This is a genomic window from Bradyrhizobium sp. SYSU BS000235 (genome assembly GCF_049747295.1).
Taxonomy (GTDB): Bacteria; Pseudomonadota; Alphaproteobacteria; order Rhizobiales; family Xanthobacteraceae; genus Afipia.
In genome coordinates, this window is sequence record NZ_JBMHJM010000001.1 from 1,553,415 (window position 1) to 1,567,433 (window position 14,019).

At 60.1% G+C, this 14,019-nt stretch carries 19 protein-coding genes; 9 read left to right on the forward strand and 10 right to left on the reverse strand.

All coding sequences use genetic code 11. The features are described 5' to 3' along the window. Positions 1 to 135: 135 nt before the first annotated feature. Positions 136 to 813 (forward strand): methyltransferase family protein, encoded by a 678-nt coding sequence (locus ACP0KA_RS07185; protein WP_424628143.1) that lies wholly within the window; start codon positions 136 to 138, stop codon positions 811 to 813. 6 nt (positions 814 to 819) lie between these two features. Here ACP0KA_RS07185 and lysA read toward each other — a convergent pair whose 3' ends face one another. From lysA to argH, 3 genes are all read right to left on the reverse strand, one after another. Next, a complete protein-coding gene (gene lysA / locus ACP0KA_RS07190; protein ID WP_424628144.1) occupies positions 820 to 2,085 on the reverse strand; it encodes a diaminopimelate decarboxylase in 1,266 nt (421 codons plus the stop codon). Positions 2,086 to 2,091: 6 nt separating this feature from the next. Beyond that, a complete protein-coding gene (gene lptM / locus ACP0KA_RS07195) occupies positions 2,092 to 2,349 on the reverse strand; it encodes an LPS translocon maturation chaperone LptM (protein ID WP_424628145.1) in 258 nt (85 codons plus the stop codon). 82 nt (positions 2,350 to 2,431) lie between these two features. After that, complete coding sequence (gene argH / locus ACP0KA_RS07200) at positions 2,432 to 3,829, reverse strand: argininosuccinate lyase (protein WP_424628146.1); 1,398 nt, start codon at positions 3,827 to 3,829, stop codon at positions 2,432 to 2,434. Between the two features lie 78 nt (positions 3,830 to 3,907). Here argH and tlpA point away from each other — a divergent pair, with 78 nt between their 5' ends. From tlpA to ACP0KA_RS07235, 7 genes are all read left to right on the forward strand, one after another. Beyond that, the gene (gene tlpA / locus ACP0KA_RS07205) at positions 3,908 to 4,579 is read left to right on the forward strand and encodes a thiol:disulfide interchange protein TlpA (protein WP_424628147.1); all 672 of its coding nucleotides are present in this window, start codon (positions 3,908 to 3,910) and stop codon (positions 4,577 to 4,579) included. 126 nt (positions 4,580 to 4,705) lie between these two features. Continuing rightward, the gene (locus ACP0KA_RS07210; protein ID WP_424628148.1) at positions 4,706 to 5,155 is read left to right on the forward strand and encodes an ArsR/SmtB family transcription factor; all 450 of its coding nucleotides are present in this window, start codon (positions 4,706 to 4,708) and stop codon (positions 5,153 to 5,155) included. Beyond that, the gene (locus ACP0KA_RS07215) at positions 5,122 to 5,469 is read left to right on the forward strand and encodes an SRPBCC family protein (RefSeq protein ID WP_424631503.1); all 348 of its coding nucleotides are present in this window, start codon (positions 5,122 to 5,124) and stop codon (positions 5,467 to 5,469) included. Before ACP0KA_RS07210 ends, ACP0KA_RS07215 begins: the two co-directional genes overlap by 34 nt. Before the next feature lie 20 nt (positions 5,470 to 5,489). After that, positions 5,490 to 6,113, forward strand: a complete 624-nt coding sequence (locus ACP0KA_RS07220) for a glutathione S-transferase family protein (RefSeq protein WP_424628149.1) — start codon at positions 5,490 to 5,492, stop codon at positions 6,111 to 6,113. Between the two features lie 209 nt (positions 6,114 to 6,322). Next, positions 6,323 to 6,679 (forward strand): DUF1428 domain-containing protein, encoded by a 357-nt coding sequence (locus ACP0KA_RS07225; protein ID WP_424628150.1) that lies wholly within the window; start codon positions 6,323 to 6,325, stop codon positions 6,677 to 6,679. Between the two features lie 45 nt (positions 6,680 to 6,724). Continuing rightward, a complete protein-coding gene (locus tag ACP0KA_RS07230) occupies positions 6,725 to 7,195 on the forward strand; it encodes a VOC family protein (RefSeq protein ID WP_424628151.1) in 471 nt (156 codons plus the stop codon). Positions 7,196 to 7,337: 142 nt separating this feature from the next. Beyond that, positions 7,338 to 7,715: a VOC family protein gene (locus ACP0KA_RS07235; RefSeq protein ID WP_424628152.1), complete on the forward strand. Its 378-nt coding sequence runs from the start codon at positions 7,338 to 7,340 to the stop codon at positions 7,713 to 7,715. 42 nt (positions 7,716 to 7,757) lie between these two features. On the opposite strand, the gene ACP0KA_RS07240 is transcribed toward ACP0KA_RS07235, so the two are convergent. From ACP0KA_RS07240 to ACP0KA_RS07265, 6 genes are all read right to left on the reverse strand, one after another. Further along, positions 7,758 to 7,946: a putative motility protein gene (locus tag ACP0KA_RS07240; RefSeq protein WP_424628153.1), complete on the reverse strand. Its 189-nt coding sequence runs from the start codon at positions 7,944 to 7,946 to the stop codon at positions 7,758 to 7,760. A 92-nt stretch (positions 7,947 to 8,038) separates the two neighbouring features. Continuing rightward, positions 8,039 to 8,917: a 3-hydroxybutyryl-CoA dehydrogenase gene (locus ACP0KA_RS07245; protein ID WP_424628154.1), complete on the reverse strand. Its 879-nt coding sequence runs from the start codon at positions 8,915 to 8,917 to the stop codon at positions 8,039 to 8,041. A gap of 144 nt (positions 8,918 to 9,061) precedes the next feature. Next, positions 9,062 to 10,003, reverse strand: a complete 942-nt coding sequence (locus ACP0KA_RS07250) for an electron transfer flavoprotein subunit alpha/FixB family protein (protein ID WP_424628155.1) — start codon at positions 10,001 to 10,003, stop codon at positions 9,062 to 9,064. Next, positions 10,003 to 10,752 carry an electron transfer flavoprotein subunit beta/FixA family protein gene (locus ACP0KA_RS07255; protein WP_424628156.1) on the reverse strand — a complete coding sequence of 250 codons (750 nt, stop codon included), beginning with the start codon at positions 10,750 to 10,752 and terminating at the stop codon, positions 10,003 to 10,005. Before ACP0KA_RS07255 ends, ACP0KA_RS07250 begins: the two co-directional genes overlap by 1 nt. Before the next feature lie 116 nt (positions 10,753 to 10,868). Then, positions 10,869 to 11,441 carry a cob(I)yrinic acid a,c-diamide adenosyltransferase gene (locus tag ACP0KA_RS07260; protein WP_424628157.1) on the reverse strand — a complete coding sequence of 191 codons (573 nt, stop codon included), beginning with the start codon at positions 11,439 to 11,441 and terminating at the stop codon, positions 10,869 to 10,871. Between the two features lie 42 nt (positions 11,442 to 11,483). Beyond that, positions 11,484 to 11,678 carry a twin transmembrane helix small protein gene (locus ACP0KA_RS07265; RefSeq protein ID WP_424628158.1) on the reverse strand — a complete coding sequence of 65 codons (195 nt, stop codon included), beginning with the start codon at positions 11,676 to 11,678 and terminating at the stop codon, positions 11,484 to 11,486. Between the two features lie 140 nt (positions 11,679 to 11,818). Here ACP0KA_RS07265 and ACP0KA_RS07270 point away from each other — a divergent pair, with 140 nt between their 5' ends. Further along, positions 11,819 to 12,700, forward strand: coding sequence for a YihY/virulence factor BrkB family protein (locus ACP0KA_RS07270; protein ID WP_424628159.1), 882 nt, complete (start codon positions 11,819 to 11,821; stop codon positions 12,698 to 12,700). Here ACP0KA_RS07270 and ACP0KA_RS07275 read toward each other — a convergent pair. After that, positions 12,639 to 13,949 (reverse strand): ATP-binding protein, encoded by a 1,311-nt coding sequence (locus ACP0KA_RS07275; RefSeq protein ID WP_424628160.1) that lies wholly within the window; start codon positions 13,947 to 13,949, stop codon positions 12,639 to 12,641. The genes ACP0KA_RS07270 and ACP0KA_RS07275 overlap by 62 nt on opposite strands. Between the last annotated feature and the right edge of the window lie 70 nt (positions 13,950 to 14,019).

Below are 14,019 nucleotides of genomic sequence, written 5' to 3' on the forward strand. Positions count from 1 at the left end.
TACCCACATGCAGGCAAAGGTTGCGCTCCGGAACACATTCCGGGCTGTCACGAAAGCGTGACAGTGCACTTCATCTGCGAATATTGGCCGCATACCGGGGCGGCTTACCTTGCGCGGCAGATGGGAGCGATCCTCATGAATACCAATACCCGAAAAGCACTCGCAGGCTTGTCCCGATGGCTCGTTTTGCTCGCCATCATGTTTTTCGGCTCCGCCTGGTCGCTGCGATTTTGGCAGGGTTGGATCTACATCGCGATCATGGCCGCGGCGTCAGCCGCCATCATTGCCTATCTCGCGCATTACGATCAGGCGCTACTGGAACGACGGCTCAACGCCGGGCCTGTCGCGGAGAAGGAAAAGAGCCAGCAGCGCATTCAAGCTGCAACGTCGATCGTTGGCATCGTCCTGATGTTGTTGCCGGGCTTCGACCATCGATGGCACTGGTCGCAAGTGCCGACAACACTCGTCATCCTCGGCAATGTTGGCCTCGCATTGGGGTTCGTCCTGATTTTTCTCGTATTCCGCGAAAACAGCTACAGTTCCGGAATCGTCGAAGTCGCGAAGGACCAGAAAGTCGTCTCGACCGGTCCATATGCCCTTGTCCGGCACCCGATGTATTCCGGCGCGATCCTGATGTTTCTCGCCACGCCGCTTGCGCTGGGCTCATGGTGGGCTTTGATCCCGGCGATCGCGCTGAGCGCCATGATCGTGGTGCGCCTGCTCGACGAGGAAAGATTTCTCGCGATCAATCTGCCGGGCTACGTCGCGTATACGTTACAGGTCCGCTCCCGGCTGGTTCCGGGAGCTTGGTGATGCCGGTCAGAGCCAGGGCGCCGGCTTGTCCATGGCGATCAACGCATCCGCGTCGATGCGCGGCCGGACCACTGCGTACTGGTCATCCTTGACCAGCACTTCCGGCACGAGCCCGCGCGTGTTGTAACTTCCAGCCTGCACCGCGCCGTAAGCACCTGCCGTCATGATCGCCAGCAGGTCGCCCGGCTTCGACTCCGTCATCTTGCGATCGAGCGCAAGGTAATCGCCGGTTTCACACACCGGCCCGACGACGTCGGCCACGATGGTCCTTTCGCCTGCTGCCGCCTGCCGCAAAGGCAGAATGTCATGGTGCGCTTCGTAAAGCGTCGGGCGAATGAGATCGTTCATTGCCGCATCGATGATGACAAAGGTCTTGGCCTCACCGTGCTTTACGTAGATCACGCGCGACACGAGGATGCCGGCATTGCCGACGATCATACGGCCGGGCTCGAACAACAGCGTTGCATCGAGCCCCTTGGTGACGCGCTTCACCATCTGCGCATAGGCCGCCGGCTCCGGCGGATTGGGCAGATCGTGCTCGTAGGGAATGCCGAGACCGCCGCCGAAATCGACATGCGAGATCGTGTGCCCATCCGCGCGCAGCGTGCCGACAAACTCGACCAGCAGCTTGAACGCATCTTCCATCGGCCCGAGATCCGTGATCTGGCTGCCGATATGCATGTCCACACCGGCGACCTTGATGCCCGGCAACTTTGCCGCGCGCGCGTAAACATCACGGGCGTGCGTCAGCGGAATGCCAAACTTGTTTTCGGACTTGCCCGTTGAAATCTTGGCGTGGGTGCGCGCATCCACGTCCGGATTGATGCGCACCGAAATGTGAGCGGTGCGACCGGTTTCGCTCGCAAGCGACGACAGCAAGGCCAGTTCCGGCTCAGACTCGACGTTGATGCAGAGAATGTCCTCCGCGAGCGCCTGACGCAGCTCGGCTTCGGTCTTGCCGACACCGGAGAACACGATCTTCTTCGGCGGAATTCCGGCCGCGCGCGCACGCTTCAATTCACCGCCGGACACCACGTCGGCGCCGGCACCGAGTTTGGCCAGCGTGCGCAGCACGGATTGATTGGAGTTCGCCTTCATGGCGTAGCACACCAGCGTGTCCACACCGGCGAAAGCCTCGGCAAACACCCGGTAGTGACGCTCAAGGGTCGCCGTCGAATAGCAGTAAAACGGCGTGCCGACAGTTTCGGCCAGCGCCGTCAAATTGACGCCCTCAGCGTGAAGCACGCCGTCACGATACTGGAAATGGTTCATGTCAGATCAATCCAGGATCGGATCGAGAAAGATTCGTTTTTTGTTGCCGCGTGCAGCGGTCGGCGCGGGCTCAGTGCCAGGAGAGGTAAAAACATCACCCGGCAGCTTGGCGCTGTGCTCCTCAGGCGCAGCCGTCTGGCCCGCCGCTGCAGCCGGCGGCAGATCAAGACCAGCCTTGCGGCCACAACCTGCCAAAATGCAGGTCAAAGCAATCAAGCCTGCGACTGTCAGCTTTGAAAAACGGCGATTGGAGCGAGGAGTCACGTGTCAGTCCCTGAATTGCGCGCCACCATACAAAGAAGGTGCCGCTCTGGCGAGGGGGCATGAGCAGCAAAAATTGTTGGGATCAGCCCGATTTTTGCTCTTTTTCCAGTCGCTTGAGCCATTCCTGGGCCTGCGCACGCACATTTTGGGGCGCCGTTCCGCCGTAGCTGGTGCGGCTCTCCACCGAGGATTGGACGGAGAGGACATTCAGAACGTCTGCCGTGATCTTCGGCTCGATGACCTGCATGTCTGATAGCGGCACTTTGTGCAGCGGCAGGTCCATCTCGGACGCCTTCGCGACGATGCGGCCGGTGACGTGGTGCGCCTCGCGGAACGGCATCTTCAGTGTCCGCACCAGCCAATCGGCGAGATCGGTGGCGGTGGCATAGCCTTCGCCCGCCGCAACCTTCATCCGCGCCTCATCGGGCACAATGTCGAGCACCATGCCGGTCATGGCACGGATCGCGAGGGAGAGCGCTGCGAACGCCTCCATGGCGCCCTGCTTGTCTTCCTGCATGTCCTTTTGATAGGCGAGCGGCAGCCCCTTCATCACGATCAGCAGGCCGTTCAGCGCACCGATGACGCGTCCGGTCTTGGCGCGCACCAGCTCCGCCGCATCCGGATTCCGCTTCTGCGGCATGATCGACGAGCCGGTGGTGAACTTGTCGGACAGACGCACCAGGCCGACCAGCGGCGATGTCCAGATCACGATCTCTTCCGCGAAGCGCGAGAGATGGACGGCCGTGATCGCTGCCGCCGACAATGTCTCCAGCACGAAATCGCGATCGGAGACCGCATCGAGCGAGTTGGCCATCGGCCGATCAAAGCCAAGCGCGGCGGCTGTGGCGTGACGGTCGATTGGAAACGACGTTCCCGCGAGCGCCGCAGCGCCCAGCGGACTTTCGTTCAAGCGCTTGCGCGCATCGGCAAACCGGCCGCGATCGCGCGACGCCATTTCGGTGTAGGCCAACAGATGATGACCAAAGGTCACCGGCTGCGCCGTCTGCAGATGGGTAAATCCCGGCATCACGGTGTCGGCGTGTTCGATGGCGCGGTCGACCAGCGCGCGCTGGAACGCAGCCAGCGCCTTGTCGGTGTCATCGACGACATCGCGCACATAGAGGCGAAAATCGGTGGCGACCTGATCGTTGCGCGAGCGCGCGGTGTGCAAGCGGCCTGCCGCCGGGCCAATGAGCTCGCTGAGCCGGCTCTCGACATTCATGTGAATGTCCTCAAGCGCACGCTTGAACGTGAAGGAACCTTTGCTGATCTCTGACAAAATCGTGTCTAGACCGCCGGTGATGTTTTTTGCATCAGTTGCGGTGATAATGCCCTGTGTGGCAAGCATGGCTGCGTGGGCCTTGGACGCGGCGATATCCTGGGCGTAAAGGTGCTGATCGACGTCTATCGAGACGTTGATCTCCTCCATGATCGCATCAGGGCTTTCATCGAACCGCCCGCCCCACATCTTGTTGCTCATGATAATCCCGCCTAACGACGTCCCGAAAATTCACTATTTCATCATCGCATCCGACCTGTCCGGAGAATGACAAGCAAAATGCCTGACACCGACCAGCCACGTCCCGATTCGACCCGGAAAGCTTTCCGCACACCGATGGTGCTTGCCGCCGTCGTTCTAGCGGCGGCCATCGGGTTTGTGGGGATATACGGGATCGGGGGGCTGACAGGCAATCATTCCGGCGACCCCACCTGCCGTCCCGCGGTCGATCTTGCGAAAAAGCTGGCGCCGCTGGCGCATGGCGAGGTCGCGGCATTAACCATGGCCAGCGCGCCGCTGAAGGTGCCGGACCTGACCTTTAACGATGCCGACGGCAAACCGCGCAAACTCTCCGAGTGGCGCGGCCGGACGGTGCTGGTGAATCTGTGGGCAACGTGGTGCGTGCCATGCCGCAAGGAAATGCCGGCCCTCGACCAGCTTCAGGCCAAGCTCGGCGGGCCCAAATTCGAGGTGGTCGCAATTAACATCGATACGCGCGACCTCGACCGTCCCAGGAACTTCCTGAAGGACGGTAATCTGACGCAGCTCAGCTATTTTCACGACGCAAAGGCCAAGGTCTTCCAGGACCTCAAGGCGGTCGGCCGCGCCTTGGGAATGCCGACGTCTGTCCTCGTCGATGGCGCAGGCTGTGAAATCGCCACCATCGCCGGACCCGCGGAGTGGGCCAGCGACGATGCGGTGAAGTTGATCACGGCCGCAACCGGCTCCTGACCTCCCCAAATTCAGCAAGTAACCGTAGGCACATCAGTGCCTGCAGCGGAGCGCCCGCGCCTATAAGCCGCAGTTCCATTTGAGGCTGCCCTTGACGCCGCGGCGCACATCCTTATACTTAACCACATGGTTTACTATTCTGCAGATCAGTTGAACCGCACGTTTTCAGCCGTCGCTGACCCGACCCGCCGCGCAATGCTGGCGCACCTGGAAGGCCGCGAGAGCGTCACCATCAGCGAACTGGCAAAGCCGTTCGCGATGTCGCTGCCCGCGGTGATGAAACATCTCGACGTGCTGTCCGATGCCGGCCTGATCACCCGCACCAAAACAGGCCGCACGGTGACCTGCCGCCTCACGGCGGCCCCGATGGAGCAGGCGATGGAATGGCTCAGCCGCTACCAGCGATTCTGGTCTGCCCAACTCGATCGCCTCGCCGCTTTTGTGGAGAAGGACCTATGCTCATCCAGCCAAGCCTCACCCTCGCCCGACGACTCAACGCCCCAGCCGCCAAAGTCTTCGAAGCGTGGACCGACCCGCAAAAAATCGTCCAGTGGTTCGGACCCGCACCAACCTTAGTCGAGACGGTCAAGGCCGACATGGATGTCAGGGTCGGCGGCCATTTCCGCATCAGCTTCAAGACGGATGACGGCGACTATCATGAGGTCGGCGGCAAGTATCTCGAAGTAACGCCCAACCAGCGGCTGGTGTTCAGCTGGGCGTGGCACTCGACGCCGGAACGCGTCTCGCAGGTCACCGTCGTGCTGCGAGAAGAAGGCGACGTGACGCTGCTGACGCTCACCCACGACAAGTTCTTCAACGAGGCCGCGCGCGACGGTCACAAGCGCGGCTGGACCGGAACACTCGACAAGCTCGAGAAGCTGTTCGCCTGAATCTAGCGGAGGAAGTCGATATGAAACTCTTCTATTGCGAGACACTGAATCCGCGCAAAGCCTGCGCTGTCGCGAAGTATCTCGGCGCGCCGGTCGACTACATCCGCGTTGACCTGGCGAAAGGCGAAAACAGAACGCCTGCATTTCTGGCGATGAATCCCAATGGCAAAGTGCCGGTTCTCCAGGACGGCGCAACGACGCTTTGGGAAGCCAACGCCATCATGTGCCACCTCGCCCGTGTGACTGACTCCGATCTTTGGCCCACCGGCGAGCGTCAGGTCGAAGTGATGCGCTGGCTTAGCTGGGACGCAAATCATTTCACGCGCTTCGCCGGCACGCTGTATTTCCAAAATCTCATCAAGCCGCAGCTCGGCTTCGGAGCGCCGGACACGGACGTCGTCCGCGAAGCCGAAAAATGGGTTCGCCAGCACGCCTCCGTCCTCAACGAACATCTGCGTGGCCGCACCTATCTCTTGGGCGATGCTCTCTCCATTGCCGATTTCGCCGTGGCTGTGACGCTTCCCTATGCCAAGAGCGCGCGAATTCCGATCGACGATTTCACCGAGATCCAGCGCTGGCACACGAAGTTGAACGAGCTTCCCGCTTGGCGCGATCCGTTCCCCATTTACGCCGAAGCTGCCTGACGTCCCGGGCAACAGGAGTTGGCCATGCCATCACACAAGGAACAAGAATTCACGTGGCTGCGACTTCATGATCGCTATGACGCCGGCGGTCATGTGGATATGACCGGACGTTACCACGCGCCGGAAGAACCGCACGCGTGCTGCGCGACGGGCAAAGAAGTCCCGTCAACATAATCGCGATCAAAGACAATCAGCTGAGGGAGTATGAGATGCAGTATGTCGATGGCTTCATTATTGCTGTTCCAAAGAAGAATCTCAAAGCCTATCAGGCGCTGGCCCGCAAGGCCGGCAAGATCTGGAAAGAGTATGGCGCGCTCGAATACCGCGAGTGTGTCGCGGAAGACGTCAAGGTCGGCAAGCTCACCTCATTTCCACGCAGCGTGAAACTCAAGCCTGGTGAGACCGTGATCTTTTCCTGGATCACCTACAAGTCGCGCAAGCATCGCGACAAGGTCAACGCGAACGTGATGAAAGATCCTCGTCTCGGAGGAATGGATCCCAAGACGATGCCGTTCGACGCCAAGCGCATGATTTACGGCGGCTTCGATACGATCGTCACGATGTAACTGCCGTAACCATCTGGACTTTGAAGTGAAGTAAGGAGTGAAACGATGAAGGATATCGTGCCGTGTCTGTGGTTTGACGGCAGAGCTGAAGAGGCCGTGAATTTCTATGCATCGAACTTCACGAATACGAAAATCGGTCACGTCGCTCACTACGGTGACGGCGCACCGATGCCGAAAGGCTCAGTGCTGACCATTGAGCTCGAAATCAACGGGCAGAAATTTCTGGCGTTGAATGGTCCTCCGGTCTTCACGTTCACGCCTGCACTCTCGCTGATCGTCAATTGCGACTCCCAGGAAGAAGTCGATCATTTCTGGGAGAAACTTTCCGAAGGCGGTGAAAAGCAGCAATGCGGATGGCTGAAAGACAAGTTCGGTGTGTCATGGCAGGTCGTACCCACCGTGCTCACCGAACTGATGAGACAGGCGACGCCGGCCAAGTCGCAGAAAATTCTGGACGCCATCATGCAAATGAAGAAGCTCGATATCAAAACGCTGCAGCAGGCCTATGCACAGTAACGCAGCGCGACGCGCTTATGATGCGGAAGGGAATGGTGATGCCGCCATTCCTTCACCGCGCCCCGGGAATGGCGTGTATCGCGGCGTATTGAACGCAGCATGGCGCCATGCCGAGGGCATTACCGAGTTGAAGGAACCTCCAATGACAGCCCATGGTCATTTTCATTGGAATGAACTGCGGACCCGTGACGCCGAACGCGCCAAGCGGTTTTACACCGACACCATTGGTTGGACGTTTCAGTCCACCACTGCGGGCGACGGATCGACCTACTGGATCGCCTATATGGACGAGCAGCCTGTCGCAGGTTTGTTCTCGATCGATCAGCCGCGCTTTGAAGGCGTGCCCGAGAGCTGGATTCCATTTCTGGCGGTCGACGACGTCGATACGCGCGTCAAGAACGCCGTCGCCGCGGGGGCCGAGCTGATGATCCCGATCTTCGACGTACCGAACGTCGGCCGCATTGCAATGCTGCGTGAGCCGAGCGGAGCCGGGATTGGCTGGATGACGCCGACCTGCTGAGCAGCCAGACAGAGAGCGTCCGGCTCTAAGACTGAGTCTAGCTTAGGCCGAGATGTCGAGGTTGGCGCCGATGCCTGGCGCGTTGTTCGCGGCGGGGGCCGCCGGCGAAAGCAGTTGCAGAACGGATGCCTGGGAGTCGAGGTTCGACTTCAAAACACTGGTTGCGACTTGCTGTTGGAAATTTCCCGCCTGCATCGCCATCATGGCGGAGACCATAGCCATCATATCCATCGCAACACACTCACTCGCACTTCAACTGTCCGGAACCATACCCGGCACTGGTTAATAAATTTTCAGCGACAAGTTTATGCGAATGTCACAGATTAGCGCGTGGGAACGGGCTTTTCGCCGCGATAATCGTAAAATCCGCGCTGCGATTTGCGACCGAGCCATCCGGCTTCGACATATTTCACCAGCAGCGGGCACGGACGATATTTCGAATCCGCGAGTCCCTCGTGCAGGACCTGCATGATCGACAGGCAGGTATCGAGACCAATGAAATCCGCCAGCTCAAGCGGCCCCATCGGGTGATGCGCCCCGAGCTTCATGGCGGCATCGATGGCTTCGACATTCCCGACGCCTTCGTAGAGCGTGTAGATCGCTTCATTGATCATCGGCAGCAGGATGCGGTTGACGATGAAGGCCGGGAAATCCTCGGAAACGGCAATCTGCTTGCCCATCCGGGTGACGAATTCGCGTGCCGCTTCGAAGGTCGCGTCGTCGGTCGCAATACCGCGGATCAACTCCGCCAGTTCCATCACCGGAACCGGGTTCATGAAGTGAATGCCGATGAAGCGTTCAGGACGATCGGTCGAGGCCGCAAGCCGCGTGATCGAAATCGATGACGTGTTGGACGCGATGATCGCTTCCGGCTTCAGGATTCCGCACAGCTCATGAAAAATCTTGCGCTTGACGTCTTCCTTCTCAACCGCTGTCTCGATCACGAGGTCGCAGTTGGCGAGACCGTCGAGGCTCTCCGCCGACGTGATGCGCGCCAAAGCCTTCTTATGGGCATCTTCGGTGATGGTTTGCTTGGCGACTTGCCGCGACAGGTTACCGTTGATGGTGGCCATTGCGGACTTGAGACGATCCGCCGAGACGTCGTTCAACACGACATCGAACCCGGCCAGAGCTGCGACATGCGCGATGCCGTTGCCCATTTGGCCTGAGCCAATCACACCAACCGTCTTTATCGCCGTCATTTGCCGGTCTCTTCCCGCCGTCCAAGTGAGCGGCGTCACACTGCCGCACCACCTTTAATATAACGTCAAACCCCGACGGATGTGTATTCGTCCTGCCGGGGCCGGACAGTTCAATCGGCGCGACCAGAGGCCGCGCCGCATGAGTTATTTCCCAAGCTCCGCCGTCAGTTCAGGGACGGCTTGATAGAGATCGGCAACAAGACCGTAATCCGCAACTTGGAAGATCGGCGCGTCTTCGTCCTTGTTGATCGCGACGATCACCTTGGAATCCTTCATGCCGGCCAGATGCTGGATCGCGCCGGAAATACCGATGGCGATGTAAAGCTCGGGCGCCACCACCTTTCCGGTCTGGCCTACCTGCCAGTCGTTCGGAGCATAACCAGCGTCCACAGCCGCACGCGATGCACCGACCCCTGCGCCGAGCTTGTCGGCCAGCGGCTCGATATACTTGGCGAAGTTTTCGCGGCTCTGCATGGCCCGCCCGCCGGAGACAATAATCTTTGCCGACGTCAGTTCCGGACGATCGCTCTTGGCAACTTCCTCACCAACGAAGCTCGACAGACCAGGATCGTTCACAGACGCTGCACTTTCGACTGCGGCACTGCCACCGTCGCCCGCCGCCGCAAACGTCGAGGTACGAACCGTGATGACCTTCTTGGCGTCTTTCGACTTCACGGTCTGGATCGCGTTACCAGCATAAATCGGACGCTCGAACGTATCGGGCGACACAACCTTGATGATCTCGGAGATCTGCATCACATCCAGCAGCGCTGCCACGCGAGGCATCACGTTCTTGAACCGCGAGGTCGCCGGCGCAACGATGGCATCGTACGATCCGCCCAATGCCACGACGAGCGCCGCCAGCGGCTCGGCCAGATCGTGCTCGTAAGCCGGGCTTTCAGCGAGCAAAACCTTCGTCACGCCCTTGAGCTTGGCAGCCGCTTCTGCGGCTCCCTTGGTGCCACCGCCACCACCGGCCACGAGAACGTGGACCTCCGCGCCAAGCGCAGCAGCGGCCGTCAGCGCCTTGTTGGTGGAATCCTTGAGGTTGGCGTGGTCGTGTTCGGCAATCAACAGCGTGGCCATCAGAGCACTCCCGCTTCGGTCTTGAGCTTGGAAACCAGTTCGGCGACGTCCTTGACTTTGACGCCTGCCTTGCGGCCCGCCGGTTCCGAGGTCTTGAGAACTTCGAGACGCGGCGAGAGGTCAACGCCGAACGAGTCCGCGGCCTTCTCGTCGATCGGCTTCTTCTTCGCCTTCATGATGTTCGGAAGACTTGCATAGCGCGGCTCGTTGAGACGCAGGTCGGTCGTGACGATCGCCGGCCCCTTGACCTTGACGGTCTGAAGTCCGCCGTCGACTTCGCGCGTCACCTTGAAGTCCGATCCATCGACTTCGAGCTTGGACGCGAACGTTGCCTGGGACCAGCCGAGCAAGGCTGCGAGCATCTGTCCGGTCTGATTGGAGTCATCATCGATGGCCTGCTTGCCGAGGATAACAAGACCCGGCTTCTCTTCCTCGACGATCGCCTTCAAAATCTTCGCCACCGCCAGCGGCTCGACACCGGCATCGGTCTTCACGAGGATGCCGCGGTCCGCGCCCATTGCGAGGCCCGTGCGGATGGTTTCCGATGCTTGCGCCGGGCCGATCGACACCACGACGATCTCGGTCGCCTTTCCAGCCTCTTTCAGGCGCAGAGCTTCCTCGACCGCGATCTCGTCGAATGGGTTCATCGACATTTTGACGTTGGCGAGTTCGACACCCGAGCCATCGCTCTTCACACGGATTTTGACGTTGTAATCAACGACCCGCTTAACCGGCACCAGAACCTTCATCGGTTCCCTTTCGTCTTGACTTTGGTTGATCTCGTGGCGGCGGAACCTAAAGGTCCCGCCAACCCGGGTCAACGCGCGAAAATCGAAAAACCAGAAAGGTATGCCTCTTCTGCGTGTTACCGGTTCTGGCCGGGCACCCAGAGAACGTCACGCGCGCCGTTATCGTTCACAGCGCGGCTGGCCACGAATAAAAAGTCAGATAACCTGTTGAGATACTGGACCGCAGCGTCACTCACGGGCTCATCCGGCTGGGATGCCAGTTCCACCACCATGCGTTCCGCTCTGCGACACACGGTGCGCGCCAAATGCAGGTAAGCCGCAGCCGGTGTTCCGCCAGGCAAAACAAACGAGTTGAGCGGAGCCAGATCGGCATTGAGCGCATCGATGTCCTGCTCCAGACGCGCAACCTGCGAAGCCAGGACGCGCAGCCGTTCCGCCTTGCCATCGCGCTGGGGCACTGCGAGGTCCGCACCGAGATCAAACAGGTCATTCTGGATGCGCCCAAGCATGGCGTCGACCGTCTGCGCGCCGGCAAGATGGAGGCGAGCAACACCGATGGTCGCGTTGGTCTCATCGACCGTGCCATAGGCGCTGACGCGGAGATCGTATTTGGGCCGGCGCTCTCCGCTGCCCAGCGCCGTCGTGCCGTCGTCTCCGGTGCGGGTGTAAATCCGATTGAGAATGACCATCGCTTCGATCCGTTTTGGCTTCGATCCGCTTTGGTGAACCCGTTATCGCCCTAGAGCCCAGATCGCCGCCATGGCGATAACGATGGCGATGAACTGAAACAACACGCGTAGCCGCATCAGCCGCTGCGAGGTGTTCGGCGAGCCGCCACGCATCATATTGACGAGGCCGAGCAGCAGAACGACGGTAACTGCTGCAAGGGCGATAGGAAGAGCAATGCTGCTGAGAAATGATGTCATGATTGCTACATAACACCGCAGACCGGTTTGTGCCATCGCCGCACAAAAAATGCCGACAGAGAACCTTTTTGCCCGTCAATCGTACTGACTAGAGTGTTCCGGCGCGCTAAAGCATATGGGCTGATGGGTCAGGGTGAAACGTGAAGCGGCTTCGCTACGCATTCAATGTCGCGCTCGATGCGTTTTATAAATTTCTGGCCGATGATGGCTGGGCCATTGCGAGCCATATCGCCCTGTCGGCGCTGATGGCACTGTTTCCATTTCTCATCGTGATCACGTCACTGGCCGGTTTCTTCGGCTCGAAAGGCCTTGCTGATGATGCCGTTGAATTGATGCTGGAGACCTGGCCCCCACAGGTCGCCGATGCGCTCTCCGGAGAAATCCACAACGTCCTGACGACATCACACGGAGGGGTGCTCACCATCGGCGTGGTGCTCGCGCTGTATTTTGCCTCAAACGGCGTGGAGAGCCTCCGCGTTGCGCTGAACCGTGCCTATGCGGTGACCGAGCCCCGTAGCTGGTACTGGTTGCGCCTTGAATCGATCGGCTACACCATCGTCGCTGCGGTGTCGGCGCTGGCCATGGCGTTCCTGATCGTCCTCGGCCCGCTCATATTAGCTTTCGCGCGCCGCTACATCCCTCTGCGGATCGAACCGAATGAAAGCCTCTTTACGGTGCTGCGTTATGGCCTTGCCATCGGATCGCTGATCGTCGCACTGATCATCCTGCACAAATGGCTGCCGGCCGGGACGCGAAAAATGCGCGAAATCATGCCCGGCATCGTGGTCACGATGATCGCATCGCTGGTGTCGGGTGTTGTGTTCGGAAAATATCTGGAACGCTTCGCCAGCAACTATGTCACGACCTACGCGGGCCTCGCCTCGGTGATGATCGCGCTGGTGTTCCTCTATTTCACCGCGGCGATTTTCGTCTACGGCGGCGAACTGAACGCAGCCATTCTCAAATCGCAGCATCCCGGCCCATTGCCTGCAGAAGGGCCATCGCCAGCGCCCGCGGGTTGACCGGCTTGATCAGGAATGCGTCCGCGCCAGCTGCGCGCGCAGCCTGCTCGTCCTCGGCACGCCCCGATACGCCGATGATGGCAACACGTCCCTGCGGAACGTCCAGCGCGCGAAGACGCCTGATCGTCTCAACGCCATCAATGCCCGGCAACACCATATCCATCAGCACCGCGTCGAATGCGCCCTGCGTCAGGCGATCAAGCGCGTCTTCACCGCGCCCGATAAATTCCGCGCGATGGCCCAGCTCAATCAAAATGGCGTTGAGCACGACGCGGCCAAACGGATTGTCCTCGATGCTCAGAATGCGAAGTCCCTGGACGGGAGGTTGCGATGGCTCCCCCATCCCCGCCGGCGTCGCTTTTGACTTCTCCGCGCGCGTCAGTGTCGCGGTTAAGGTGAACGTGGCACCGCCACCCGGCCGCTGGGCTGCTGTGACGTCGCCGCCCATCGCGCGGGCGAGTTGTTTGACGGACGACAACCCAAGTCCGGCACCGCCGAAGCGCGACGCGATCGTGGCATTCGCCTGCGAGAATGGCTTGAACAGCCGTTTGATCTCGGTCAGCGACAACCCGATGCCGCTGTCGGACACGACGAACGCAACGCGGAGCTTGTCTTGAGCGACCGATGTGACAGCCACATTCAAGGCAACCTCGCCCTGCGCGGTAAACTTCACCGCGTTGTCGATCAGGTTTTCAAGCGCGGCCCGCAGCCTGACGGAGTCACCAATCACAAAGGCCGGCAGGTCTTCGGGAATGTCCACCTCTGACCGCAGACCCTTTGCTGCGGCCCGCCCTGTCAACGAATCTCCCACCGCCCGCACCAGCGCGCGGAGATCGAAAAAATCATCCCGAATCGTCAGAATGGAATTACCCCGCCGCGCGGCATCGACAAACAGCGACGCCAGAGCGGCCAAGTGCTCTGCGCCGACCTTGATGGTCTCGACCCAGCGCCGTTCGCGCTCCCCGAGTTCGGATGTAGCGAGCAGCGAACTGATGGCGAGAATTCCGGTGAGCGGTGTACGGACCTCATGCGCGAAAGTCGCGAGGGCCGCCTCAACCAGTCCGGCCTCGGTGGATACGGACGGTCGCTTGGCTCGAGACTTTTTCACGGCTGCTTTCGGAGCGCTCTTCTTCAAAGCCCGCTTTTTGGCGACTCGCTTTTTCGGCGCTCGCTTTGCACCTGCCCGCTTCACACCTGTTCGCTTGGCAGACGTCTTTTGGCTCCGCTTCACGCGCGATCTCGCCGCCATGATCCCTCTTTTATCTACCGGCAACATGCCACGCCGGGGGCTCCAGAGTCACGCCGGATGGAACCGGTCA